The following is a 25484-nucleotide window of genomic DNA, read 5'->3' as shown; positions in this document are numbered from 1 at the left end:
CGCTGACGCACTGGACCCGTGACGCTACTGCACGACCTGTCCGTCGCGCATGACGATCCGGCTTCGGCAGGCGGCGGCGACGGCCTCCTCGTGGGTGACGATGACCATCGTCGTGCCCTCGTCGTTGAGCTCCTGGACCAGGCGCATGATCTCCCCGCCGGCCACGGAGTCGAGGTTGCCGGTCGGCTCGTCGGCGAACACCACCGCCGGCCGCCCGACGAGCGCGCGGGCGATCGCGACCCGCTGGCGTTCCCCGCCGGACAGCTTCGACGCCAGGTGCGTCAGCCGGTGCCCGAGCCCGACCCGCTGCAGCGCCCGCACGGCGGCGGCGCGCCGCTCCGCCCTCGGCACGCCCCGGTAGAGCAGCCCGGTCGCCACGTTCTCCACCGCCGTCAGCGACTCCAGCAGGAAGAACTGCTGGAAGACGACACCGACCCGGTGCGCCCGCAACCCGGCGAGCTGCCGGTCGGTCAGGTCCTGCACCGGCTGCCCGGCCAGCAGCACCTGCCCGCTCGTCGGCCGGTCCAGCGCGGCCATCAGATGCAGCAGCGTCGACTTGCCGGACCCGGACGCCCCACGCACGGCGAGCATGTCACCGGCCTCGACGGTGAGGTCCACCCCGCGGACCGACTCGACCGGCGGGTCACCGGGGTAGGTCTTGTACACGTCACGCAGTTCAAGCACGGGCATGCTCCGAGGATCACCGCTCCCGGCCCGCCGGACCTCCCGCAAACGTCATGCCGGCGCACCACCTTCTGGGGGAGCCTTTCAGTGGAGGGATTCCTCGAGCAGGTCCGTCACGTAGGCCTGGGCGAGTTGCAGGCTCAGCGCCGGCTTGTCGATGACGTGGCTGCGTTCCTGCTCGGTGTGCTGGTCGCCCTTGCCGACGATCACGGGCACGAAGTCGCCGGGATAGTCGAACAGGCGGATCAGGTCCAGCGGTGACACACGGTCGATGTTGTACACCCGGATGGGGCTGGTGACGATCGAGTCCTCGAACCATCGGCCGAGGTTGGCCGCGGTGACGTCGACCTTCACCGCGTACTCGTCGCCCAGGATCTCGACGAAGAGGGCGACGAGGGCCTCGGCCTCCCGGGTGATGTCCGGCTCGGTTGCCGTCCGGAGGCGCTCGGCGTGCCGGAACTGCTGCAGCTGCGGGTGCAGGGACGCGATCACGCGGGTGACCGTGCTCAGCGACAGCAGTCCGACGAACCGGCCGGCGTCGACGACCATGATGCGCTGCGCGCGGCTGAGGCGGTCGAGCAGGAAGGCCAGCAGGTACAGGCGCGTCGACCACCAGTCCGTGGCGATGTCGATGGTGATGACGCGGTGCGGCCCGGCGCCGCTGACGACGCGGATCATCTCGCCAGCCACGCTGGAGTCCGGGCTCATCATGTCGCCCTGGATCGGGTCGCTCGTGGACAGCCGGTTGATCAGGACCCCGCGGGACAGCCGGGCGGACGTGACGGCCGCGCCGACCAGCGCCTCCAGTTCGTCCGGCCGGCTGAAGAACGACACGACCCGCTCGCGCATGAGGGACGCCCGGAACGCCCGCACCCGGTCGAGTGACGCCTCGTCACCGGGTGTCAGCGGACCGAACCCGTCCATCTGCTGGGGAGGCCACGGCGCCGTCTCGGAGAGCAGGAACACCAGGATCGGCCGCTGCTCGTCCTCTTTCGCCGCGGCGTACTCCCATTCGGTGATGGACCGCAGCGGGTCGCCGTCCACCTTCGGAAGATCCGCGACGGCGGCGCTGTCCGGGATGAAGCCGTACCGCCACGCCACCAGCAGCACGTACGCGTCCGAGCCGCGCACCAGCTTGAGCACCCGGTCCAGCGGATACGTCGTCGCGGCCGTGAACTCCTCCATCGCGACGACCTCGTGACCCAGCCGGCGCAGCGAACGGATCGCCGCGGCACGGTAGTCGAGCAGATCACGGGAGGTGGACGACACGAAGACCCTCACGACGTTGCCTCCTCATGCCGGACCTCGCCGTGCGCCGCACGGTCAACCCACATCATCGCGCCAACCGCCCCCGCCCGAACAGGTCTTCGTGCGCCCGCCGCGCTAGGCGAGGTGGCTGATCCGGCTCGAGGTGGTGTGCTGCTCGTAGGCGCTCTCGGCGTGGACGGCCAGGTCCAGGCCGCCGCGCTCCTCCTCCGGGGTGACCCGGAAGCCGACGGACCGGTCGATCGCCTTCGCCACCAGCCAGGTGACGGCGAACGCGTACACCGCGACGACGAGCACCGCGAGCAGCTGCCGGCCCAGCAGGTCCAGCCCGCCGCCGAACGCGAGGCCCCGGTCGTGTCCGGTGACCGCCGCGGTGGCGAGGACACCGATGAGCAGCATCCCGATGAGCCCGCCGACGCCGTGCACGCCGACGACGTCGAGCGAGTCGTCGTAGCCCAGCTTGTACTTGAGGCCGACGGCGTAGCAGCAGGCCACCCCGGCCACGACGCCGATGGCGAGGGCGCCGAGCGGGTTGACCGAGCCGCACGCGGGGGTGATCGCGACCAGGCCGGCGACCGCTCCGGAGGCCGCGCCGAGGGTGGTCGGGTGGCCGTCGCGCCAGCGTTCGACGATCAGCCAGCCGCCGACCGCCGCCGCCCCGGCGACCTGGGTGTTGAAGAACGCGGTCGCCGCGACCCCGCCGGTGGTCAGCGCCGACCCGGCGTTGAAGCCGAACCAGCCGAACCACAGCAGCCCGGCGCCGAGGATCACCAGCGGCAGGCTGTGCGGCCGCATCGCGTCGGTGCGGAACCCGAGCCGCGGGCCGAGCACCAGGGCGAGGGCGAGTGCGGACGCCCCGGAGTTGACCTCCACGACGGTGCCGCCGGCGAGGTCCAGGATGCGCAGGTGGGTGGCGATCCAGCCGCCGCCGAAGACCCAGTGCGCGATCGGGACGTACACCACGACGACCCACACGGCCACGAAGCCGACCCACGCGCCGAACTTGGCGCGGTCGGCGATCGCCCCGCTCAGCAGGGCCGCGGTGATGATGGCGAACATCAGCTGGAACGCCGCGAACGCCATCGTCGGCACGGAGCCGGTGAGGTCACGGGCGCCGATGCCGGCCATCCCGGCGTGCTCGAGCGAGCCGATCAGGCCGCCGGCGGTGTCCTTGCCGAACGCGAGGGAGTAGCCCACGACGACCCAGACGACGGTGACCACCGCGAGGCAGGCGAAGGACATCATGAGCATGTTGAGCGCGCTCTTGATCCGGACCATGCCGCCGTAGAACAGTGCCAGGCCCGGCACCATCAGCAGCACCAGCGCCGCACTCACCAGCAGCCAGGCGGTGTCGCCCGCGCTGAACCCCTCCGGCATCCCGGACCCCTCCCCCTCCGCGTGTGGTCCGTGATCGCCGTTGATCGCGTGGCATGCAGCGTCGCGGCCCCGCGTTTCGCCCAATGAACGTCCTGATTTCAAACATGTTTCCGACGTCACATGCCCGCCACTGAGGCCAGCCGGCGGAGTCTCGATTCCATCGGCGACGCCACGGCGGCTCGCGAGCGGTGACATGTCCGAATTGGCGGAGAGTGTCACTACCGGCGATGGCGGAATGGCAGATTGTGACATCGATGGTTGTGGTGAGTCCGAGGGGGTAGTGGGCCCCAGTGCGGTCGACGATCCGCGGCCGCCTGGCACGGCGATTCCGGGGGTGCGGTGTGAAGTTCGGGGTGCTCGGCGCGTACCAGATCTTCCCGGGGCTACGGCACCGGATCCGCGCGGCGAAGCACCGGAAGCTGCTGGCACTGCTCACGGTCAACGCGGACCATTTCGTGTCCGTGGACCGGCTCGCGCAGGAGCTGTGGCCGGTCGGGCCGCCCCTGTCTGCGCCGAACCTGATCCGGCAGTACGTGTCGGCGATCCGCCGGGCGTTGCCCGCCGGGGTCGACGCCGACCTGATCAGCACGATGCCGGCCGGGTACCGGATGTCGCTGCAGCCGGGCGACCTGGACCGGCACGAGTTCGACCGGCTGGTGGACGAGGGGCGCACGGCGCTCACGCTCGGGCTGCTCGACGAGGCCGCCGACCCGCTCGCGGCGGCGCTGGCGCTGTGGCGGGGCGAACCCCTCGCTGATCTGGAGCCGTCGCCGTCGATCGAGGCCGAGGCGCGCCGGCTGACCGAGCGGTGGCTGGCCACCGTCGAGCTGCGGGTGGACGTCGAGCTCGACCGCGGCCGGTACGACCGGGTGCTGGACGAGCTCGCGGCGCTGGTGACCCTGCATCCCGCACGGGAGGGGCTGCGCGCGCGGCAGATGCGGGCGCTGTACGCGACGGGCCGGCGCGCGGACGCGCTGAGCGCGTTCCGGGAAGGCCGGGAGGCGCTCATCGACAGCATCGGCATCGAACCGGGTCCGCAGCTGCAGCAGGTGCACCGGATGATCCTCAACGACGAGCTGACGGCACCGCCCGGGGTGCGGACGGTGCGCCGGCCGCCCGGCGGTCACCGGCCGGCGCAGCTGCCCGTCGACGTCCCCGACCTGGTCGGCCGGGACGACGACGTGGCACGCGTCAGCAGGTTCCTGAGCGCCGAGGCGGCGTCGCCGGTCATGGTGATCTCCGGCAAGGCCGGCGTCGGCAAGAGCGTCCTGGCGGTGCGGGCCGGGCACCTGTTACGCGATCGGTTCCCCGACGGCCAGCTGTTCCTGCGGATGGACCGGGAGACACCACAGGAGGCGCTGCGGCGGGTGCTGCGCGCACTGGGTGCGCCGGTGCCCCCGGATCAGGACCTGCACGAGACGTACGCGACGTGGATGCGGCACCGGCGGATGCTCATCGTGCTGGACGACGCGGCGCACGAACGCGACGTGCGTCCGCTGATCCCGGCCGGTTCGCCGAGCGTGGTCCTGGTGACCAGCCCTTCCGTGCTGGCCGGCCTGGAGGGCGCCCAGCACCTGGTCTGCACGGCGCTGACCGAGGCGGCCGGGGTCCGGATGCTCGCCGGCATCATCGGTCAGGAGCGCGCCGACGCGGAACCGGACGCGGTCCACGCCGTGGTCACCCGGGTGGGCCGGCTGCCGCTGGCGGTCAGGATCGCCGGCAGCCGGCTGGTCGTGCACCGGCACCGTCCGGTGGCGGACCTGGCGCGGCGGCTGGCCACCCGCAACCCGCTGGACGTGCTGCGCCACGGCGACCTGCAGCTGCGGCCCCGCATCGCGGCCAGCTACGGCCGGCTCGACGAGCTGCACCAGCGGGTGTTCGCGCGGCTGGGCACGCTGCCCGGGCCGTTCGACGTCGACGCGGTCGCGGCCGCGACGGAGCTGTCCGTCGACGCCGCGGACGCGGCCATCGACCGGCTGCTGGAGCTGCACCTGGTCGACGCGGACAGCGGCGGACGGTACGTCCTGGACCGGCTGATCGCCGCGTTCGCGCAGGAGCGCCTGCACGCCGGTACACCGGGACTAAACCCGGACTCGCACCGCCACTAAACGCCCGGTGGGCACCTTGCATGCATGCTCACCGATTCCCGTTCCACCGTCCCCGCACTCGAGGTGCGGCGCCGCGGCCCGGTCGCGACCGTGACCCTGCACGGCACCGGCGCCGGCAACGCCCTCGGCGGTGCGGTGTTCACCGGCCTGCCGCAGGTGCTCGGCGACCTTGCCGGTGACGACTCGGCCAGCGTCGTCGTGCTGCGCGGCGCCGGCGGCACCTTCAGCGTCGGCCTGGACCTGCGCTGGTATCTGCCCCAGTACCGGCGGATCACCCGCCTCGGCGACGACAAGGCGGCCGCGCGGCGCGCCCTCTACGAGCAGACCCGCGCCGTGCAGCACGCGATCAGCGCGGTCGAGGACTGCCCGCTGCCGGTGGTCGCCGCCGTCACCGGCAGCTGCGTCGGCGCCGCGCTGGAGCTGGTCGCGGCCTGCGACGTGCGGGTCGCCGCGGCCGACGCGGTGTTCACGGCCCGGGAGGTGGACATCGACCTGGTCGCCGACCTCGGCCTGCTGCAGCGCCTGCCGCGGATCGTCGGCGAGGGCACCACCGCCTATCTCGCGCTCACCGGCACGGAGCTCGGCGCGGCGGAGGCGCTGCGGGTCGGCCTGGTGTCCGCCGTGTACGACACGCCGGCCGGCCTCGAGCAGGTCGCCGACCTGATCGCCGGGCACGAGCGGCACGTGCTGGCCGGGATCAAGCACGTGCTGCACGCCAGCCGGGACCTGTCCGTGGCGCGGGGGCTGGAGCTCAGCGCCGCGTGGACGGCCGCGTTCATGCCCACCACCACCGTCACCGAGCGGCTGCGAGAGCGCCTGGGAGGTACCTCATGACCACCGTGCACGACCCCGTCGACCTGGACAACCTCGACGACCTGGACAGCGACCAGCTCGACTGCCTGGACGACAACCTGCAGCTGCTGGCCCGGCACGCCGGCGCGCCGGACCAGCACGGGCCGTTCACCCGCGACTGGGGCTTCCAGGACCTCGGCGGGGCGCCGGTCTTCGCCCGGGAACCGGTCGAGGACCGGCTGCGCCGCGACGCCGGGCTCGCCGTCACCTGGCACGACCCGGCCCCGCTGACCCAACATCTGGCGCGGGGGCGGCCGGTGCTGTGCATCGCCGACGCGTACGCGATGCCGTGGCTGCCGTACGCCGGCCACGCGCACATGGATCACTCGTTCATCGTCGCCGGCATCGACGCCGGTCTGGCCCGGATCGTGGACGCGTATCACAACGACACCGCCTGGGGCCCGGCCCGGCCGACCCGCACGACCGTCCCCGCCGCCGACCTCACCGACCTGCTGGGCGCGGCGCCCCGCGCGGCCACGCTCGAACCGGCCGGGCCACCCGCGCCGCCACCGCCCGGCGACACGCTGCGCGCCAACGCCGCGCACATCGCCGACGCCGGCGCGCTGCGCGGCTACGTCGAGCGGATCCGGGGCCGCGCCGACGACCCGGACGTGATCGCGGAGGTCGCGCTCGCCTGCTGGCTCGGCGTGCGCAGCCGGACCCGGTACGCGGCCTGGCTGGCGGCCCACCACGGCGCAGACGCGGGCGGGCGCTTCGCCGACCAGGTCGCCGCCGCGTGGCGGCGGGCCAGTGAACAGGCATACATCGCCCAGCTGCGGGCCGGGCGCGGACGGCGCGTGCCGACCGGCGTGTTCGACACGCTCGCCGGCCCGGTCGCCGACGCGGAGGCCACCGCCGCGACCGCACACCGCCAAGGAGACCTGCCATGAAGTTGTACGACCGCTTCGCCGCGGCCGCCCGCCGCCACCCGGACCACGCCGCGTTCGACACCGGCACCCGCACCATCACCTACCGCGAGGCCGAGCGGCACGTCGCCCGCGCCGCCGGTTGGCTCGGCGCGCACCTGCGGCGCGGCGACCGGGTCGCGCTGCACCTGACCAAGTCCCCCGAGGCGATCATGCTCATGCTCGCCGCGCTGCGCGCCGGCCTGAGCTACGTGCCGATCGACCCGGGCGCACCGGCCGCGCGGCGCGCGTTCGTCGTCGCCGACAGCGGCGCCCGCGCGGTCGTCGTCGACGACCGGACCGCCGGCGGCTGGGCGGCGGCCGACGTGATCCGCGACAGCGTCGTGTTCGCGCACCAGGAGCCTGCGGGAGAGCCCGCATCCGTCGGCGCCGAAGACACCGCATATGTGCTGTACACGTCGGGCTCCACCGGCCGCCCGAAAGGGGTGGTGATCACCCACGGCAACGCGGCGGCGTTCGTCGACTGGGCCGCCGATTACACCGGGCTCGGACCGGCGGACCGGGTGGCGGTGCACGCGCCGCTGCACTTCGACCTGCCCGTCCTGGACGTCTACGCCGGTCTCGGCAGCGGCGCCACCGTCTGCCCTGTGGACGAGCGCACCGTGCTGTTCCCGCAGGCGCTGCTGCGGCACCTGCGCCGGCAGCGCATCACGGTGCTGTACGCCGTGCCGTCCGCCCTCGTCGCGCTGCTGCACCGCACCACACTGCCCGAGGACGGGCTGCCGGACCTGCGGCTGCTGCTGTACGCCGGGGAGGAGTTCCACCCCGGGCCGCTGCGCCGGCTGATGGCCGCGCTGCCGCACACCGAGGTGCACAACCTGTACGGGCCGATCGAGACGAACGTCGTCACCGCCCTGCGGGTCCGGCCCGAACACCTCGACCTGCCCCGGATCCCGCTCGGCCGGCCGGTGCCCGGCACCCGGATCTTCCTGCGCGACGGCGACCGCGACGACGACGGGGTCGTCACCGAACCGGACCGGGCCGGAGAGCTGCTCGTGTCCGGCCCCAGCCGCACCCCCGGGTACCTGGACCGGCCGGACCTCACCGCCGCGTCCCGCGCCACCGTCCTCGCCGACGGCCGCCGCTGGACCTGCCACCGCACCGGCGACTACGCCACCTGGGACGCCGACGGGCAGCTGCGCTTCCTCGGCCGGCGCGACGGGCTGGTGAAGACCCGCGGGTTCCGGGTCGAGCTCGGCGACGTCGAGGCGGCCGTGCTGCGCCACCCGCAGGTCCGCGAGGCGGCGGTGGTCGCGCTGCCGCATCCCGAGCACACCAACCTGCTGCACGCGTTCGCGGTCACCGACGGCGACACGTCCGGCGACGACCTGCGGCAGTGGTGCCTGCGGGAGCTGCCCGCGTCCATGGTGCCGGTCCAGGTGACCGTCACCGCCGATCTCCCCCGCACCAGCACCGGCAAGATCGCCCGCCGGGAGCTCGTCGACCAGGCCGCCGGAGGTGCGTCGTGACCGCGCTGCTGCCCTACGTCACCGAGGTCGTCAGCGGCCGCCTCGGCCGGCCGGTCGCGCCGGACGAGCCGCTGCTGGACCAGCCGGGCTTCGACTCGCTCGCGATCGCCGCCGTGATCGACCGGATCGAGTCCGACCTCGGCATCGAGCTCGAACCGGACCTGCTGGTCCCGGAGACGTTCACCGACCTGGTGTCGCTCGCCGGCGCCGTCCAAGCCAGCACACCCGCCAGCACACCCGCAACAGGAGGTGCCTGAGATGACCGACGCGCTGCATGGGCTGCTCGACGAGGCGGCCGAGGCGGCCCCCGACCGGCTGGCCGTCGTGACCGATGAGCACCACTGGACCTACCGGGAGCTGGCCGCGCGGACCCACGCGGCCGCGGCGTGGCTGAGGGCGCAGCGGGTGCGCCGCGGCGACCGTGTCGTGCTGCTCGCCGCGAACAGCCCCGACCTGGTCTGCGCCTGCTACGCCGTGTCCCGGCTCGGCGCGGTGTTCGTCGTGGTCAACAGCGAGACGAAACCGTTTCAGCTGCGGCACATCCTGGACAACGCCGCGCCCGCGCTGGTGCTGACCGACGACCCGGCCCGGGTGCCGGCCGACGTGACCGTCCCGGTCGCGACGTTCCCGGTGCTCGGCGAACCGTCCGGCACCGTCGACTGGCCGGGGATCAGCGCCGACCCGGCCTGCCTGATCTACACCTCCGGCAGCACCGCCGCGCCCAAGGGCGTCGTCTCACCGCACCGCACGATGCGGTTCGCGGTCGCCGCGATCGCCGGGCGGCTGCGGTTGCGGCCCGGTGATGTCATCGGCACGTTCCTGCCGCTGTCCTTCGACTACGGGCTCTACCAGGTGTTCCTGGCCGCCCACGCGCGGGCCACGCTCGCCCTCGGCGACCCCGGCCAAGTCGGCCCGGGGCTGCCCCGGCGGCTGGAGCGCTGGGGTGTCACGGTGCTGCCGCTGGTCCCGTCGATCGCCGCGGCCCTGCTGCGCCTGCACCGGCGCGGCGGTGCGCCGCTGCCCGCCCTGCGGGCCGTCACCAACACCGGGGCCCGGCTCGCCCCGGAGACGATCGACGCGCTGCGCGGCGCCTTCCCGGACGTCGCCGTGTACGCGATGTTCGGGCTGACCGAGTGCAAGCGGGTCGCCATCCTCGACCCGGCCGACCTCGACCGGCGGCGTGGCTCGGTCGGCCGGCCGCTGCCGGACACGGAGTGCCTCGTCGTCGACGAGGACGGCCGCCCCGTGCCGCCCGGCACCACCGGCGAACTGGTGGTTCGCGGGCCGCACGTGATGGCCGGGTACTGGCGGGCGCCGAAGCAGACCGCGCAGCGGTTCCGGCCGTACGGCTCCGGCACCGAGCTGGCGTTGTTCACCGGCGACCTGTGCGCCCTCGACGAGGACGGCTACCTGTACTTCCGGGGCCGCTTCGACGACGTGTACAAGAGCCGCGGCCACCGGGTGTCCACATTGGAGGTCGAGGCGGCGGCCCTGGACGTGCCCGGCGTCGCGGAGGCGGCCGTCGTGCCGCCGCACCACGACGGCGACTCGGTGCGGCTGTTCACCACCGGCACCGCACCCGCCGACGCGGTCCTCGCCGGGCTGCGCGAACGCCTCGAACCGGCCAAGGTGCCCGACACCGTCCGGGTGCTGGAGCGCATGCCGCTGAGCACCAACCGCAAGATCGACCGCCACCAGCTGCGCGACGAAGCCCCGGAGGTGTCCTGATGCACGCACCCCACCTCGTCGAACGGTACGGCAGCCCGCTGTACACCTACGACCTGAGTGTCCTGCGCGCCGCGCACGCCGACCTCGTCGCGCAGCTGCCCGCGGCCGGCACCCTGCTGTACTCGGTGAAGGCCAACCCGCACCCGGAGCTCATCCGCGAGCTGTACCGGGTCGGCTGCGGCGTCGAGGTCAGCTCCACCGGCGAGCTCGACGCGGCGCTCAGCGCGGGGGTCCCTCCTGCCGGCATCCTGCACAACGGGCCGGCGAAGACCCGCGCCGAACTCGAGCACGCGCTCGCCGCCGGGGTCCGGCTGTTCTCCGTCGACTCCGCCGCCCAGCTGGCGCGGCTCGGGCACGTCGCGGCCCAGCACGGCGTCACCGCCGACGCGCTGCTGCGGGTCAACGGCGACACCGCACCCGCCGGCGCCGGGCTCGCCATGACCGGCACCGCCTCCCAGTTCGGCGTCGACGCCGGACACGTCGCTGCCGACCCGGACGCGTTCGCCCACGACCACGTCACCGTCAAGGGCCTGCATTTCTACCTCGGCACCAACGTCGCCGACGAGGCCGACCTGATCGCGACGTTCCGGACCGCGCTGGAGGTCACCGCGGCGCTGCGACCGGTGCTGCGCCGCCCCGTCGAGGTGCTGGACCTCGGTGGCGGCTTCGCCGCGCCGTACGCCCGCGCCGGCCGGCGGACCCGCTACCCGGGGCTGCGGGCGGCGCTGGAGGACCTCCTCGGCACGCACGCCCCGGACCGGCCGCGGGTGCTGTTCGAGTCCGGGCGCTACCTGACCGCCGAGTGCGGCCGGCTCGCCGCGACCGTCCAGGACGTCAAGCAGTCCAAGGGCCGCACCTTCGTCCTGCTCGACAGCGGCATCAACCATCTCGGCGGGATGGCCGGGCTGCGCCGCGTGCCACCGCTCGTGCCGCAGCTGTCCGCCGACCGGCCGGACGCCCCGGACGTCACCTGCGACGTCGTCGGTCCACTGTGTACCCCGCTGGACGCGTGGAGCCGCGGCGTCACCTTGCCGGACCTGCGCGCCGGCGACGTCGTCGAGGTGCCGAACGTCGGCGCCTACGGCCTCAGCGGCAGCCTCATCGGATTCCTCAGCCACGAACCACCCGCGGAGGTCGTCCTCGACGGCGACACCGTCGTGCACGCCTCCCGGCTTTCACTCGTGCGCACCGAACAGAAAGGACGCTGACATGAGCACCCCGAACACCGACCGGTACACCACCGTGCTGCGCCGGCACCTCAAGTACCTGCCCGACAGCGCGCCGCTGCCCGCCGACGCCGACCTGCGCTCACTGGGCCTGGACTCGATGGCCGCGGTGGACCTGCTGTTCGACCTCGAGGACACCTTCGACCTGGTCCTGCCGGACGAGGCGCTGGTCGAGCAGACGTTCACCACCCCGCAGGCGCTGCAGGACACCCTGCAGCGCATCGACGAGGAAGGAGCCCGGTCATGACCGCGGTGCTCACGTCCGACGCGGTGAGCGTCGCCCGCGACGTGCTGCCGGCGATCGCCGCGCAGGCCGCCGCCGTCGACAGCGACGGCGAGTTCCCCCGGGCCGGGCTGGACGCGCTGCGCGGCACGCCGCTGATGGGGCTGCTGGTGCCGGCCGAGTACGGCGGGATGGGCGGCACCTTCGCCGACCTCGCCGAGGTGACCCGCGAGCTCGCCGGCGGCTGCACCGCGACCGCCGTGATCTGGGCCATGCACTGCCAGCAGGTCGCCGCCGTCGCACGGCACGCCGGCCCGCGGCTGCGCGCCGACGTCCTGCCGCGCATCGCCCGCGGCGAGGTCTACATCGCCTCCATCACCACCGAACGCGGCAAGGGCGGCCACCTGCTCACCGCGCAGGCACCGCTGGAACCGACCGGCGACGGGCGGCTGCGGCTGCACCGGGACGCACCGATCTCCACCGGTTCGCTGCACGCCGACGCGTTCCTCATCACCATGCGCGCCGGCGCCGACGCGCCCGACTCCGACGTCCGGCTCGTCTGGGCGGACCGCGCCGACATCACGGTGCAGACGCACGGCGACTGGGACCCGATGGGGATGCGCGGCACGCACAGCGTCCCGGTGACCGTCGACGGTGTCGTCGACGCCGGCAACGTGGTCGGCGACGACTTCCGTACGGTGGCGCTGGCCAGTTTCGTCCCGGCCGGGCACATCGCCTGGGCGTCCGCGTGGCTCGGCGCCGCCCAGGGCGCGCTGCGCCGCGTCCTGGTCCTGCTGCGCGACCCGCGGGCCCGCCGCCAGTACAACCTCGATTCCGAACTGCTGCTCACCCGCCTCGCCCGGGTCCGCGCGGACCTCGACGGCGTCGAGGCACTGCTGGACCGGGTCGTCGCCACCGTCGAACGGGTCGTCGCCGGCGGCGCGGTCCGTGCCGAGGTGGAGGCGCCGGCGTACCAGATACTCGTCAACGAGCTGAAGATCGTCGCGTCGGAGCGTTGCTACGCCGCCGTCGACGAGCTGATCGACCTCGTCGGGCTGCGTCACGGCTACCTCAAGAACTCCCCCACTGCGCTGGAGCGGGTGCTGCGCGACCTGCGTTCGGCCAGTCTGATGTACGCCAACGACCGGCTGCTGCTCGCCAACGGCAGGCTCGCGCTGTTCGACCGCGCGGCCAGGCTGCCATGAACGGCGCGCTGGTGGTCGTCGCGCCGCGCCCCGGCACCCCCGACGCGCTGGTCGGGTCGCTGCCCGCGGCCGAACGGGACCGCGCCGGGGCACTGCACGGCGACCGCCGGGCCGAGTACATCGGCGGCCGGGTGCTGGCCCGCGAGCTCCTCGCCGGCGAACTGGGCTGCCCGCCCCGGGACGTCCCGATCGTCGTCGACGACGCGGGCCGCCCGGGCGTCGCCGGACCGGACCCGGCGGCCGGCGTCTCGTTCAGCCTGGCCCACGCCGGCGGCCTCATCGCCGTGGCGGTGAGCCGGGCCGGCGACGTCGGCGTCGACCTCGAACCGGACGACCGGCGCCCGACGGCGCTGCCCTGGTCGTGCTCGCCGGCCGAACGGGCCTGGCTGGCCGGCCGGCCGCCGGGCGAGCGGCCGGCGGCGTTCACCCGGCTGTGGACCCGCAAGGAGGCCTGCGTCAAGGCCCGCGGCACCGGCATCCGGCACCGCCTCGCCGACGTCCACTGTGGACCGTATCCGGCCGGGCGGTGGCGGGACGTGTGGTGGCGCGATGTGTGGGTCGCCGACGGGTTCTGCGCCGCGGTCGCCATCACCACCGGCCGCGACGGCTTCGACGTACGGCTGCGGCACACCACTCTCACCGGGAGGATCAGATGAGCACGAACGACACCGGCAACCGGCAGCTGCGGCGCGTCCTCGGCGAGTTCGCCACCGGCGTGACCGTCGTCGCCGCGGACTCCCCGCGCGGCCCGGTCGGCATGACCGTCAACTCCTTCACCTCCGTCTCCCTCGAGCCGCCGCTGGTGCTGGTCTGCCTCGCCACCGCCGCCAGCACGACCCGCGCCGTCACCGACGCCGGCTCGTTCGCCGTCAGCATCCTGCGCCGCGACCAGCGCGGCATCTGCGACACGTTCGCCGCCCGCCGCCCGGACAAGTTCTCCGCCGTCGGCACCGTCGAGGCCGCGACCGGCGCACCCGTCATCGACGACGCGCTCGCGTACATCGACTGCCGCGTCCACGACGTCCTGCCCGCCGGCGACCACGTCGTCGTCATCGGCGAGGTCGCCGAGGCCGCCGCGGCCTGCGACGGCGAACCGCTCACCTTCTTCCGCGGCACCCTGCAGTGACCCGCCACGACATCGAAGGGCCCACCATGTCATCGACCGTGTCATCGACCCCGTCCTCCGCTGCCTCGCCCCTGCGGCCCGGCGCCCGCGCCATCGTCACCGGCGGCTTCGGCTTCGTCGGCTCGCACCTCGTCGACGCCCTGACCGCGCGTGGCGTCGCCGTCACCGTCCTGGACGTCTGCCCGCCGCCCGCCGCGCTGCCTGACAGCGTCGAGCACCGCTACGCCGACCTGCGCGACCCGCAGTCGGTGCGGGCCGCGCTCGTCCCGGCCGACGTGGTGTTCCACCTCGCCGGCAACGCCAGCGGCACGCTGTCCGTCGACCGTCCCCGCTTCGACTTCGAGACCAACGCCGAGGGCACGTTCAACCTGTGCGAGGCGCTGCTGGACCTGCCGCCGCAGCGGTTCGTCTACCTGTCCTCGGCCATGGTGTACGGGCGGCCCGAGTCCACGCCGATGCCGGAGGACCACCCGCTGCGCCCGTTCCTGCCGTACGCGGCGTCGAAACTGGCCGGCGAGCACGTGGCGCAGAGCATGTACGAGTCGTTCGGGCTGCCCGCCGTCATCGGCCGCGCCTTCACCATCTACGGCCCGGGCGAGGACCCGCGCCGCGCCGGCGGCGAGGTGTCCCAGTTCGTCCGGTGGCACCTCAACGGCCGGCCGATCCCCGCCGTCGGCGACGCCGAACGCAAGACCCGCGACTTCGCGCACGTCGACGACCTCGTCGCGGGGCTGCTGACCATCGCCGACCGCGGCACCCCCGGCGAGGTCTACAACCTCGGTACCGGCTCGGAGACGTCCCTGCGTGAGCTGGCCGACGTCATCGGCGCCGTCACCGGCCGGCCCGCCGACCTGCGCTGCGACGACGAGGTCCTCGACGACAGCTACCGCCACGTCGCCGACATCGACAAGCTGCGCGCCCTCGGTTACCGGCCGCGGGTGTCGCTGGAGGCCGGCGTCGCCGCGCTCGCCGCCGCGCTCGGCGAGCACCCGGAACTGCCGAGCATGCCCGCCGTGTTCCACCGCCCGATGGCCGCTTAGGAGCTGACCATGAACGACTTCGTCGTGCCGTATCACGGGCAGGGCAGCATCTTCGACGACGACGACATCGACGCCGTCACCGCGTTGCTGCGCTCGGACCGGCACCTGTCCTCCGGCGTGGAACGCGGCGCGTTCGAGACCGAGTTCGCGCACGCCACCGGCGCCCCGTACGCCGTGTCGGTCACCAGCTGCACCATGGCCCTGGACCTCGCCACGCACCTGCTGGACCTGCGGCCCGGCGACGAGGTGATCGCCTCGCCCCTGACCTTCCAGGCCACCGTCGCGGCGCTGCTGGGCCGGCAGGTCACCGTGCGGTTCGCCGACATCGAACCGGACAGCCTCGCCCTCGACCCGCACAGCGTGCACCGGCTGATCGGCCCGCGCACCCGCGCGGTCTACGTCACCCACTACGGCGGGCTCGCCGCCGACCTCGACGGGCTGCGTGCCGTCACCGACGCGGGCGGGGTGGCCCTCGTCGAGGACTGCGCGCACGCGCTCGGCACCCACTACCACGGCCGGCCCGTCGGCACCGCCGGCGACATCGGCTGCTGGAGCTTCCACAGCCTGAAGAACATGTCGACGATGGGGCAGGGCGGGATGCTGACCACCGCCCGGCCCGGCTGGCACGACACGCTGCGCCGGATCGGCTCCATGGAGCCCGACGCCGACTTCACCCCGCGGCGCACCACCGCCGGCTTCGGCGAATACGCGGCGCCGCGGCCCGGCGACCCCGAACGGCACGCCAAGAACGCGTACACGCACGACTGCACCGCCGTGCGCTGCGGCGGCAGCAACGCCATCATGAGCGAGCCCGCCGCCGCGGTCGGCCGCACCCAGCTGGCGAAGCTGCCCCGGTTCGTCGCCCGCCGCCGGCAGCTCGCCGGCTACCTCAACGAACGGCTGTCCGCGCTGCCGGGGGTCCGCGTCCACGGCGACCTGCCCGGCCGCGAACACTCCTACCACCTGTACACGTTCCGGCTGGACGGCGCTGAACCGGGCGCCCGCGACGCACTGATCCGCCGCCTGCACCACCAGCACGGCGTCGAGATCATCCTGCGGTACTTCCCGCTGCACCTGCTGCCCGAGTGGCGGGCCCGGGGCGGCGCGCTGGGCCAGGCCCCGGTCGCCGAGCGGATCTGGTTCAACGAGCTGGTGAACCTGCCGATCTACCCGGCGATGCAGGACTGGCAGGTCGAGCACATGGCCGACGCGATCTGCAAGGAGGTCCTGCAATGACCGACATCGCCGCGGCCCTCGACGAGTTCCGCGCCCGGCACCAGGTGCCCGGCGTCGCCGTCGCCACGTTCGACCTCGAAGGTCCACGGCAGGCGGTCGCGCGTGGGGTGCGCAGCGTCGAGGAGCCCGGCGCGGCGATGCGCCCGGACACCCTGTTCCGGGTCTACTCGGTGGCCAAGAGCCTCACCGGCACCCTCGCCGCCGTGCTCGCCGAGGACGGTGTCGTCGACCTCGACCAGCCGGTCGTGGAGACGCTGCCACAGTTCCGGCTGCGCGGCGGTGCGGGGACCGCCGAGGTCACCCTGCGGCACCTGCTCAGCCACCGGGCCGGCTTCATCCCGGACGCGGTCAGCCACGAGCACTGCGGCCGCGACCCCGAGGCGATCGGCGCGGCGGCGACCGGCGAGCCGCCCCGCACCCCGCTGGTCGGCCGGCCCGGGCAGGTGTACTCCTACAGCAACCTCGGGTTCATCGTCGCCGGGCATGTGCTTGAAACCCGCGCCGGCGTCCCGTTCGCCACGCTCTTCCAGGACCGGGTGGCCCGGCCGCTGGGCATGCACCGCACTACCCACGACCCGGCGGTCGCCATGACGTTCCCGCTGCTGCAGCACCACCCGGCCGGCGCGCTGCGGGTCGGTCACCAGCCGTGGGTGGCGGCGAAACACGCGCCGTCGTCGCAGTGCTGGTCGACGGTGCAGGACATGGCCCGGTTCGGTGCGATGCACCTCGCCGGCGGCGCCGCGTCCCGGCGGCAGCGCCGCCCGCACGCCGACGTCCGGCTCGACGTGGACCTGCGGTACGGGCTCGGTTTCTACCTCGGCCCCCGCGACGGTGAAGCGGTGCGTTTCGGCCACGAAGGCTTCTACGACGGCATGTGGTGCAAACTCGTGTGCGTCCCCGCGGCCGGCGTGGGTCTCGTCTGGGCCGACAACCGCGGCGACGAGCTGCGCGACGCCCGGTACCGCGTCATCGAGCAGATCCTCGGGGTCGGACCCGGCGACTGGTCGCGGCGGCACCACGAGACACCGCAAGCACCGCGGACCCCGCCGCCCGACGGCCGCTACGAACGGCCCGCCAGCGGCGCCGCCCTGGACATCCGCTCCGGCGGCGACCGGATCCGGCTGCACACCGAGGGCCGCGAGCTGGTCCTCGACCCGGTGGCCACCGACGTCTGGGCGGCCACCGCCGACGAGCACGCCCGGCCGCCGTGGCGCACCCACGCGGGCAGCCGCCGCGTCAGCGTCGGTGCCGTCCGCGACGACCCTGGCGGCGCGGTCGGCCACATCCTGCTCAACGGCCTGCCCTACCGGCGGCACGGTTCGAGTCCCGCCCCGGCGGGTACGCGGTAACCCGATGGCAGTCGACACCGCCGTGCAGCACCGCCGCGCCCCCGCGGTGGTGGCGCTGGCGTGCACCGCGCAGTTCGTCGACGTCGTCGGCGTGACCGTCCTCATCGTCGCGCTGCCGATGATCCAGCACGACCTCGGGCTCGGCGACGCGACCCTGTCGTGGGTGGCCGGGATCTACGCCCTCGCGTTCGGCGGGTTCCTGGTCCCCGGCGGTCGCGCTGCCGACCTCGCCGGGCGGCGCGCCACGTTCATGCTCGGCAGCGTCCTCGTCGCGGCCGGCTCGCTGCTGTGCGCGCTCGCCGGCAACGGCGCCGTCCTGCTGGCTGGGCGCGCCGGTCAGGGCCTCGGCGCGGCGGTGTCGGTCCCGGCGGCCCTCGCCATCCTGCTGGACGCCGTGCCGCCCGGTCCGCGCCGCAACCGGGCGCTGGGGCTGTGGACGATGGCCGGCGCCGCCGGCGGCGCGTCCGGGTTCGTCATCGGCGGTCTCATCACCCAGGCCGCCGGCTGGCGCTGGCTGTTCGCCGCCATCGGCCCGGTCGCGCTCCTGGCCGCTGTCGTGACACCGCTGGTCGTCCGGCCCGACCCGAAGCGCACCCGACCGGCCGGCGACCGGCTCGACCTGCCGGGCGTCGTGCTCAGCACGGCCACCGTGGTCCTGGTGATCCTGGGCTTCACCCGCGCCCAGGACCACGGCTTCATCGACCCTTTCGCCTTGGTACCGCTGGCGCTCGCGCCACTGGCCGGCTTCGCGTTCGTGGTGGCGCAACGACGCGCGCGGGCGCCCCTGGTGCCCGCCGTGGTGTGGTCCGCCCGGCCGTTCCGCCTCGGCACCGCGGTCGCGGTGGTCCTCACCGCGACCACCAGCGGCGCCAACGTTCTCGGTTCCCTGTTCCTGCAGCACGGGCTGGGTCTGTCCGCCGCCGCGTCCGGCACCGGCTTCCTGCTGTTCAGCGCCAGCGTCGTGGTCGCCTCCACCACGGCGGCGGCGGTGATCCGGCGCCTCGGCCTGCCCGGCGCGATGACCGCGGGACTCGCGGTCATCGCCGCGGCCATGGCGGTCGAGTCCGCCGGGGTCTGGCACCGGTCGCTGCCGGTGTTCCTCACCGGTCTCACGCTGTCCGGCCTGGGCCTCGGCGTCGCGTCGGTGGCCTCGACCACCTGCGCGACCGCCGACACCGCCGGCACCACCGCCGGCCTCGTCGGCGGGCTGCTCAACGCCGCCGCGCAGATCGGCACCGCCCTGGGCATCGCGGTCCTGCTGGCGATCGCAGCACCGACCAGCACCGCCGCATACCTGGCCGCCGCCGGCGCCGCCCTCGCGGCCGGAATCGTCGTCCGGCTCACCGCCGCCGCGGCGGTCCCATGACGGTCGCGGTGCACCTCGTCCGCGCCGGTCGCGCAGCGTTATTCTCGGGCACCGCAAACCGATACCATCCAGTAACCAATCGGCACGTGTCGCCGCGCTCCGAATGGGGGAAATGAGCCGGATGCAACAGGAGCAGGTCCTCGGCGGTCGGTACCGGCTGACCCGGCGGCTCGGTGTCGGTGGCATGTCGGTGGTGTGGAAGGCGCACGACGAGCTGCTCAACCGGCATGTCGCGGTCAAGGTCCTGGACGGGGCGCAGGCCGCCAGTCCGGCCGCCCGGCGCCGCGTCCAGGCCGAGGCGCAGGCCGCCGCCCAGCTGTGGCACCCGAACGTCACCAACGTCTACGACTACGGCGAGGCTCTCGACGAGTCCGGTGACCTCGTGCCGTACGTGGTGATGGAGCTGCTGCCCGGCCGCACGCTGTCGCAGCGGCTGGCGGCCGGCCCGCTGCCGCCCCGGGTCGCGCTGCGGATCTGTGCCGAGGTCGCCGACGCTCTCGCCGCGGCCCACGCCTGCCACGTCGTCCACCGCGACGTCAAACCCGCCAACGTCATGCTGACCCCGTCCGGGGCGAAGGTCCTCGACTTCGGTCTCGCCGCCGTCGCCGGTCAACCCGACATCGACGAGGAGGGCCAGCTGCTCGGCACCGCCGCCTACCTGGCCCCGGAGCGGCTCACCGGGGACGAGGTGCTGGCCGCCTCCGACGTCTACGCACTCGGCCTGCTCATCCACCGGGCGCTGACCGACGAGCTGCCGTGGGAGGCGGACACCCCGTCGCAGATGCTCAACGCACACGTGTACGTCGAGCCGGCCCCGCTCCCCACGATCAGCGACGTCCCCGCGGCCGTCAACGAGATCTGCAACCGGTGCCTGGCGAAGGACCCGGCCGACCGGCCGACCGCCGCCGAGGTGGCCGCCGTGCTCACGGCCGGCGCCGGCATCGTGCCCCGCCCGTCGGACGACCTGCCGGAGCCGGTGGCGGCGCAGCTACCGGCCGACGACCGTTCCACCGCGCCCGCCTCGGCGAGCACCGGGCCGGCCGACGACACCGAGCTGGAAGGCACCCGGACCGCGGGCCGCCGCCGGCGCCGGGCCGTCCTGGTGCTGGCCGGTCTGGTCGCCGTGGGCGTCGTCGCCGTGGCCGCCGTGCTCAGCCAGCCCGACTCCCGCCCCCGGGACACCAGCGCGGCGGCCGCGCCCCGCAACCCCACGGCGGGCGCCGCCCCCGGGCCGTCCGGCGCCACCGCAGTACCCACGGAAACAGTGACCGCCGCGGCCGGCTCCACCAGTGGCCCCGGCGCGGCGAACCCGACCGGCGCCGCCGGGACGGCGCAACCCGCCAACTCCGCCGGCCCGACCCCGACGAACGGGCCCGGGCCCGAACCGACGCAGAACGTCACCACCCCGCCCGCGCCGGAACCCGGCGTCCAGGTCCGCGCCAACGGCGGTGTGGCACGGGTGTCGTGCAGCGGCAAGAAGGCCCAGATCCTCGGCCTCGACCTCACCGCCGGCTACACCCTCGGCGAGTACCGGCCCGGGCCGGCGGACGAGGTGAAGGCCGTGCTCAGCTCGAGCACCAACACGAGCGAGATCAAGGTCAGGTGCAGCAAGGGCGCCCCCGCACCCACCGTGAAGGAAACCCCCGCCAAGCCTTAGTGCCTGTCGGTACGGGGTCCATGCGGCCGCTGCTGTGGATCGCGTCGCCATATGATGCGGTCGTGGTGGTGTCGGTGTTGTCGTTGGCTGTGGAGCAGGCGTTGCATCACCGGCCCGGGGTGTTCAGGCCGGCGGTGATCGTGCGGATCGACGGGGTGGATGTCAGCCGTGTTGACGGCGACGACGGGCCGGGGCCGTGGGATGCGCTGGTGCCCGTGAACCGTTTCGTGGCGACCGGTGAGGTCACGACGGCGACGATCTCGTGCTGCCCGAGTTGTGGTCCGGAGTGCTGTGCCATCGAGGTGCGCATTCGGCGTGAGGGTGCGACGGTTCGTTGGGACTGGGGTCGGCGAGTCGTGTTCTGGGAGGACAAGGGGCGCACGACGCTGTTCGATGCGGCGGCCTACGACGCCGAGGTGGCGCGCGTCGGCGCCGACCGCAGCTGGGAGAGCGCGGTGTACCGGGCCGGGCGGCTCATCCTGGCAGACCTTGTGCTGCCGTCGGGGATCGTGGGCGTCAGGGTCGACATGAGCGACGCCGACGAGATCGAGATACAGCTTGAAGAGCCGGACGCGTACCAGATCTGGGTGCGCGCGGCCTGGGACGCGGAGCGACCCGACGAGAGCGCCGCGGCGGCGCGGGCGATGCTCGCCGGACCTGCCGCCGACTGGCCCGCGCGGTGGTTCAACGTCCAGTCGGAACATGAGGTCCCGCCGGCATACGCGGGCCCGTCCTGGCGGCGCACAGCGTGGTGACTGAACGACGCTAGGAGCCGCCGTACGGCACGGTGATGATCTCCAGGTTGTGACCGTCGGCGTCCTGCCAGTACAGGCCGCGGCCGCCGTCGTTGGTGTTGATCGTCGAAGGCTGCCGGTGGTGAGGATCCGCCCAGTACGCCAAATCGCGTGCCCGGATGCGGGCGAAGATCTCGTCGAACTCCGGCTCCGACACCAGGAACGCGTAGTGCTGAGGATGCACGGTGCCGTGCTCCTGCATGAAGTCGAGCGAGCAGTTGTTTGCCAGCTCGACGACCAGGAACGGGCCGTACGGCACCGGGTCCGCGACGCCCAGCAGCTCGGCCAGGAGCCGGGCGGAGCGCTCCCGGTCACGCACGTGGACGATGGTGTGGTTGAGCTGGACCGGCATGACTTCCACGCTACGCGGAAGATCCTGGAACGACAGGCCGGCAGGGGCGGGTGAAGTCTCGGGGGACATTGCCTGCTGCCGGCCGTGGGCGGGCCCGTCCGGATCGGTGTTGCAGCCGCAGCGGCCCGAGGTCACTGGTTCGATCGCCCGCCGGCCGGGGAAGTCACGGGGCGACTCGTTCAGCGCTGGAGGGAGCGTCATGGCGGAGAAGGATGATGTGTTCGACGTGGTCGTGATCGGTGCGGGGCCGGTCGGGCTGACCGCCGCCGCACGCGCCGTGCGGGGTGGCCTGACCGCCGCCGTCGTCGAGGATCGCCTGGCCGGCGGCGAGTGTGAGTACTACGGGTGTATTCCGAGCAAGGCGCTGCTGTGGCCGATGGAGCTGGCGGCCGAGGTGGACCGGATGCCGGGGCTGCAGCTGCGTGGCACGATCGACGCCGCCGCGGTGCTGGCCCGCCGCGACGAGACGGTGTCCCACCACGACGACACCCACGTCGTGAACGCGATCGAGAAGTACCCGGCGACGTTCGTCCGCGGGCACGGGCGGCTGGCCGGACCGCTGCGCGTCGAGGTCACCGCGCGGGACGACGGCGTACACGCGCTGCGGGCCCGGCACGCCGTCGTCCTCGCCACCGGCACCAGCCCGGCGGTTCCCGACGTGCCCGGGCTGGCGCAGGCACGCCCGTGGACCAACCGGGAGGCGACCAGCGTGCAGCAGGTACCCAAGCGGCTGGTCGTGATCGGCGCCGGGCCGGTGGCCTGTGAGATGTCCCAGGCCTTGCACTCCCTCGGCGCGCAGGAGACCACCGTCCTCGTGCGCGGTGACCGGCTGCTCTCCGCGACGGAGCCGTTCGCCGGTGAGCTGGTGGCGCGCTCGTTCCGGGAGTCCGGCATCGACGTGCGGTTCGGCCGTTCGGCGACCCGCGTCGAGCGGCCGGTCCCCGGCGGCCCGGTGACCGTGCACACCAACGACGGCGGGCAGATCGACGCTGACGAGATCCTCGTCGGGGCCGGGCGCCGGGCGGGGGTCGACGACATCGGCCTGGACACGATCGGCGTGCGGGCGAACGGCCCGATCCAGGTCGACGCCAGCATGCGGGTGACCGCCGTCGCGGACGGCTGGCTGTACGCCGTCGGCGACGTCAACGGCCGCAACCTGCTCACCCACATGGGCAAGTACCAGGCCCGGGTGTGCGGCGACGTGATCGCCGCCCGGGCCGCGGGCGCCCCCGACGACGGGCCGGCGCTGCGCGACACCGCCGACGACCGGGGCGCCCCGCAGGTCGTGTTCACCGAACCCCAGGTGAGCACGGTGGGGCGCACCGAGTCACGCGCCCGTGCCGACGGCTTCAACGTCCGCACCGTGGAGTACGACATCGGCGACGTCGCCGGCGCCATGGTCCGCGGCGTGGGCTACACCGGCTGGGCGAAGCTGGTGGTCGACGCGGACCGCAGGGTCCCGCTCGGCGCCACCTTCGTCGCCTCGGACACGGCGGACATGCTGCACGCGGCCACCATCGCGGTGAACGCGGAGGTTTCCCTCGACCAGCTGTGGCACGCCGTCCCGCCGTTCCCGACGGTCAGTGAGTTCTGGCTGCGCCTGTTGGAGGGGTACGGCCTGTGACGCCAGGTGGGGTGGACCGGTCGGCCCACCCCACCGGACGGTCAGGTCACGGGAAGTTCACCACGTTGACGGGCGTGGTGCCCGCCGGTGTGGTCCCGCCCGTGTCGTTGATGACATGGGTGATGACACCCTTGAAGTTCAGCGACACGGTTGCCAGGCTGTGGAACCTGACGCCGGACGTGTTCGGCACCTCGAACGCGTGGTAGGCGTTCACCGCGGGGTTGGTGTTGAAGAAGCAGTAGCTGCCCAGCCCCCACGCCTCGTGGGTGGTGACGTTCGGCCCGACCTTGTAGGCGGCGTAGCCGTTCAGCCCGTTCGGGCCGATCCAGGAGGCCTGGTTCGGCACGTCGTAGGGCATCTCGTTCTGGTAGAAGATCGTCTTGCCGTTCTGGCCGTTCCAGATGACCTCGTACTTCTGGTAGTGCTCGACGAACAGGCCGGTCGCCAGGACGTTGTTGCCGTTGACGATGACGCCGGTGTCCGCGGTGTTGACCGTCCACCCGAAGGTGCCCGCGTTGCCGTGGTCGGCGCGCCAGGCCCAGGTGTGGTCGATGATGACGTCGTTGCTGTTGACGATCAGGCTCGTCGTCGCCTTGCCCGCGACCGCTCCGCCGATGCGGTAGAACACGTCCTGCAGCGTCGTCGGGTTGGCCGCGTGGGACGCGGTAGAACCGGCCGCGCCGACGGTCACCAGCGCCGCCGAGTTGGTCGTGCCGGCGTCGATCAGCAGGCCCTTGATCCGGACGCCGTCGACGTCGGCGATCTGGATGGCGTTGACGCCGTTGTCCGGGATGATCGTCGCGTAGCCGATGCCGAGCACGACGGTGTTGGGCCTGGTCACGTTGAGCGTCTGGTTGACGTGGTAGATGCCCGGGGTGAAGAACAGGTTGCAGCCGGAGGAGAGTGCGGTGTTGATGGTCGCGGCGGTGTCGCCGGCCTTCACCACGTAGAACTGGCTCATCGGCAGCGACGTGCCCGGGGTGCTGCCCGACGCCCAGCTGGGGCCGGACGCGTTGGTGCGCAGGGACGGCAGGAACACCCGGTACTTGCCGGTGCCGTCGATGTACAGGTAGGGCACGTCCCGCGAGACCGGCGTGGTGGCCAGGGTGGTCTCGGGCGGGTTCGGGAACGTGTTCGCCGGTGCCCCGGTGGTGCCGGAGAACACCATGTTCCACACGCCGCCGTTCCAGCTGCCGAGGCTGCTGTCCCTGGTGTACCACTGCTGCTGCGAGGCGGACGCGGCCTGGCCGGAGACCCGCGTGTCGGCGATGTAGCCGCCGCTGGCGAAGCCGAAGCTGGCCGGGTACAGCTGCAGGCCACCGCGCACGTCGATCCGGCGGAACGGTGCGGCCTGCGACACCGCCCAGCGGTTGTTACCGCTGCTCGGGACGATGGCGAGGTTCTCGGCGGAACGCCAGAAGTTCTGCGTCGCGTTGCCCGCGTCCGAGGCGTTGAAGGCGTCGACCGTCACGTCACCGTTGATGACCACGTCGCCCGGGTTCTGCCCCAGCCCGGAGACCGAGGTGTAGAAGCCGACGTCGTCATGCACCGTGTACGCGCCCGGCTTGAACAGGTGCGCGACCCGTCCGTTGCCCATCTGAGCGGTCTGGGTGCTCTTCTGGGCGTTGAAGTCGGCGTCCAGCTGCGCCTGGATCGTCGCGTTGGACATGCTCGGGTCGAAGATCCGCGTGTTCGGTCCGAAGTTCGGGATGTCGGACTGGGTCGGGCAGGTCGCCGTCGTGCCGATGGTGTAGGTGGCCGTGGCGACCGCGGAGTTGCTCAGACCCGACGCGAGACCGATCGCCTTCACCGTCGTGGTCGCGGAGACCGTGATCGGCCCGGTGTACAGCGTCGAGGCCGCCGTCGGCGTCGAACC

Annotated in this window: 23 protein-coding genes; 18 read left to right on the top strand and 5 right to left on the bottom strand. The window is 73.4% G+C overall.

From position 1 onward, the window contains the following. Window positions 1-24: 24 nt before the first annotated feature. From AB0K00_RS49775 to AB0K00_RS49765, 3 genes are all read right to left on the bottom strand, one after another. Complete coding sequence (locus AB0K00_RS49775) at window positions 25-684, bottom strand: ABC transporter ATP-binding protein (RefSeq protein WP_363537574.1); 660 nt, start codon at window positions 682-684, stop codon at window positions 25-27. Window positions 685-768: 84 nt separating this feature from the next. Beyond that, on the bottom strand, window positions 769-1965 hold the full coding sequence (locus AB0K00_RS49770) for a DUF4062 domain-containing protein (protein ID WP_363537532.1): 1197 nt from the start codon (window positions 1963-1965) through the stop codon (window positions 769-771). Window positions 1966-2067: 102 nt separating this feature from the next. Continuing rightward, a complete protein-coding gene (locus AB0K00_RS49765; protein WP_363537531.1) occupies window positions 2068-3327 on the bottom strand; it encodes an ammonium transporter in 1260 nt (419 codons plus the stop codon). A gap of 341 nt (window positions 3328-3668) precedes the next feature. Here AB0K00_RS49765 and AB0K00_RS49760 point away from each other — a divergent pair, with 341 nt between their 5' ends. The 17 genes from AB0K00_RS49760 to AB0K00_RS49680 all read left to right on the top strand — a co-directional run bounded on the left by AB0K00_RS49760 (window position 3669) and on the right by AB0K00_RS49680 (window position 21593). Then, a complete protein-coding gene (locus tag AB0K00_RS49760; protein ID WP_363537529.1) occupies window positions 3669-5435 on the top strand; it encodes a BTAD domain-containing putative transcriptional regulator in 1767 nt (588 codons plus the stop codon). Between the two features lie 24 nt (window positions 5436-5459). After that, window positions 5460-6269 (top strand): enoyl-CoA hydratase-related protein, encoded by an 810-nt coding sequence (locus AB0K00_RS49755; RefSeq protein ID WP_363537527.1) that lies wholly within the window; start codon window positions 5460-5462, stop codon window positions 6267-6269. Then, window positions 6266-7177, top strand: a complete 912-nt coding sequence (locus tag AB0K00_RS49750; RefSeq protein WP_363537525.1) for a hypothetical protein — start codon at window positions 6266-6268, stop codon at window positions 7175-7177. The genes AB0K00_RS49755 and AB0K00_RS49750 overlap by 4 nt, the downstream gene beginning before the upstream one ends. Then, on the top strand, window positions 7174-8682 hold the full coding sequence (locus AB0K00_RS49745) for an amino acid adenylation domain-containing protein (RefSeq protein ID WP_363537523.1): 1509 nt from the start codon (window positions 7174-7176) through the stop codon (window positions 8680-8682). The genes AB0K00_RS49750 and AB0K00_RS49745 overlap by 4 nt, the downstream gene beginning before the upstream one ends. Continuing rightward, the gene (locus tag AB0K00_RS49740) at window positions 8679-8939 is read left to right on the top strand and encodes an acyl carrier protein (RefSeq protein ID WP_363537521.1); all 261 of its coding nucleotides are present in this window, start codon (window positions 8679-8681) and stop codon (window positions 8937-8939) included. Before AB0K00_RS49745 ends, AB0K00_RS49740 begins: the two co-directional genes overlap by 4 nt. 1 nt (window position 8940) lies before the next feature. Continuing rightward, window positions 8941-10410 (top strand): class I adenylate-forming enzyme family protein, encoded by a 1470-nt coding sequence (locus tag AB0K00_RS49735; RefSeq protein WP_363537519.1) that lies wholly within the window; start codon window positions 8941-8943, stop codon window positions 10408-10410. Then, the gene (locus tag AB0K00_RS49730; RefSeq protein WP_363537517.1) at window positions 10410-11618 is read left to right on the top strand and encodes a type III PLP-dependent enzyme; all 1209 of its coding nucleotides are present in this window, start codon (window positions 10410-10412) and stop codon (window positions 11616-11618) included. Before AB0K00_RS49735 ends, AB0K00_RS49730 begins: the two co-directional genes overlap by 1 nt. Window position 11619: 1 nt before the next feature. Beyond that, window positions 11620-11883 (top strand): phosphopantetheine-binding protein, encoded by a 264-nt coding sequence (locus AB0K00_RS49725; RefSeq protein ID WP_363537515.1) that lies wholly within the window; start codon window positions 11620-11622, stop codon window positions 11881-11883. Beyond that, window positions 11880-13064, top strand: coding sequence for an acyl-CoA dehydrogenase family protein (locus tag AB0K00_RS49720; protein ID WP_363537513.1), 1185 nt, complete (start codon window positions 11880-11882; stop codon window positions 13062-13064). Before AB0K00_RS49725 ends, AB0K00_RS49720 begins: the two co-directional genes overlap by 4 nt. Next, window positions 13061-13720, top strand: coding sequence for a 4'-phosphopantetheinyl transferase superfamily protein (locus AB0K00_RS49715; RefSeq protein WP_363537511.1), 660 nt, complete (start codon window positions 13061-13063; stop codon window positions 13718-13720). The genes AB0K00_RS49720 and AB0K00_RS49715 overlap by 4 nt, the downstream gene beginning before the upstream one ends. Continuing rightward, window positions 13717-14190 carry a flavin reductase family protein gene (locus tag AB0K00_RS49710; protein WP_363537509.1) on the top strand — a complete coding sequence of 158 codons (474 nt, stop codon included), beginning with the start codon at window positions 13717-13719 and terminating at the stop codon, window positions 14188-14190. The genes AB0K00_RS49715 and AB0K00_RS49710 overlap by 4 nt, the downstream gene beginning before the upstream one ends. Window positions 14191-14216: 26 nt before the next feature. Then, window positions 14217-15230, top strand: coding sequence for an NAD-dependent epimerase/dehydratase family protein (locus AB0K00_RS49705; protein WP_363537507.1), 1014 nt, complete (start codon window positions 14217-14219; stop codon window positions 15228-15230). A 9-nt stretch (window positions 15231-15239) separates the two neighbouring features. Further along, window positions 15240-16466, top strand: a complete 1227-nt coding sequence (locus tag AB0K00_RS49700) for a DegT/DnrJ/EryC1/StrS family aminotransferase (RefSeq protein ID WP_363537505.1) — start codon at window positions 15240-15242, stop codon at window positions 16464-16466. Then, complete coding sequence (locus AB0K00_RS49695; protein WP_363537503.1) at window positions 16463-17815, top strand: serine hydrolase domain-containing protein; 1353 nt, start codon at window positions 16463-16465, stop codon at window positions 17813-17815. Before AB0K00_RS49700 ends, AB0K00_RS49695 begins: the two co-directional genes overlap by 4 nt. Window positions 17816-17819: 4 nt before the next feature. Beyond that, window positions 17820-19181: an MFS transporter gene (locus AB0K00_RS49690; RefSeq protein WP_363537501.1), complete on the top strand. Its 1362-nt coding sequence runs from the start codon at window positions 17820-17822 to the stop codon at window positions 19179-19181. 112 nt (window positions 19182-19293) lie between these two features. After that, the gene (locus tag AB0K00_RS49685; RefSeq protein ID WP_363537499.1) at window positions 19294-20838 is read left to right on the top strand and encodes a protein kinase; all 1545 of its coding nucleotides are present in this window, start codon (window positions 19294-19296) and stop codon (window positions 20836-20838) included. Window positions 20839-20900: 62 nt separating this feature from the next. Continuing rightward, on the top strand, window positions 20901-21593 hold the full coding sequence (locus AB0K00_RS49680; RefSeq protein ID WP_363537497.1) for a hypothetical protein: 693 nt from the start codon (window positions 20901-20903) through the stop codon (window positions 21591-21593). Window positions 21594-21603: 10 nt separating this feature from the next. Here AB0K00_RS49680 and AB0K00_RS49675 read toward each other — a convergent pair whose 3' ends face one another. Next, window positions 21604-22185, bottom strand: a complete 582-nt coding sequence (locus AB0K00_RS49675) for a VOC family protein (RefSeq protein ID WP_363537495.1) — start codon at window positions 22183-22185, stop codon at window positions 21604-21606. Between AB0K00_RS49675 and AB0K00_RS49670 the strand changes: the two genes are divergently transcribed. Next, entirely contained in the window at window positions 22184-23608 is a 1425-nt protein-coding gene (locus tag AB0K00_RS49670) for an NAD(P)/FAD-dependent oxidoreductase (RefSeq protein ID WP_363537493.1), read from the top strand. The genes AB0K00_RS49675 and AB0K00_RS49670 overlap by 2 nt on opposite strands. 46 nt (window positions 23609-23654) lie before the next feature. On the opposite strand, the gene AB0K00_RS49665 is transcribed toward AB0K00_RS49670, so the two are convergent. Next, the coding region (locus tag AB0K00_RS49665) for a chitobiase/beta-hexosaminidase C-terminal domain-containing protein (RefSeq protein WP_363537491.1) at window positions 23655-25484 on the bottom strand (1830 nt) is incomplete at its 5' end.

This window comes from Dactylosporangium sp. NPDC049525 (genome assembly GCF_040676755.1).
GTDB lineage: Bacteria > Actinomycetota > Actinomycetes > Mycobacteriales > Micromonosporaceae > Dactylosporangium.
The sequence above is the reverse complement of the archived record's forward strand: the minus strand, read 5'-3'. Positions and strand labels throughout refer to the sequence as shown.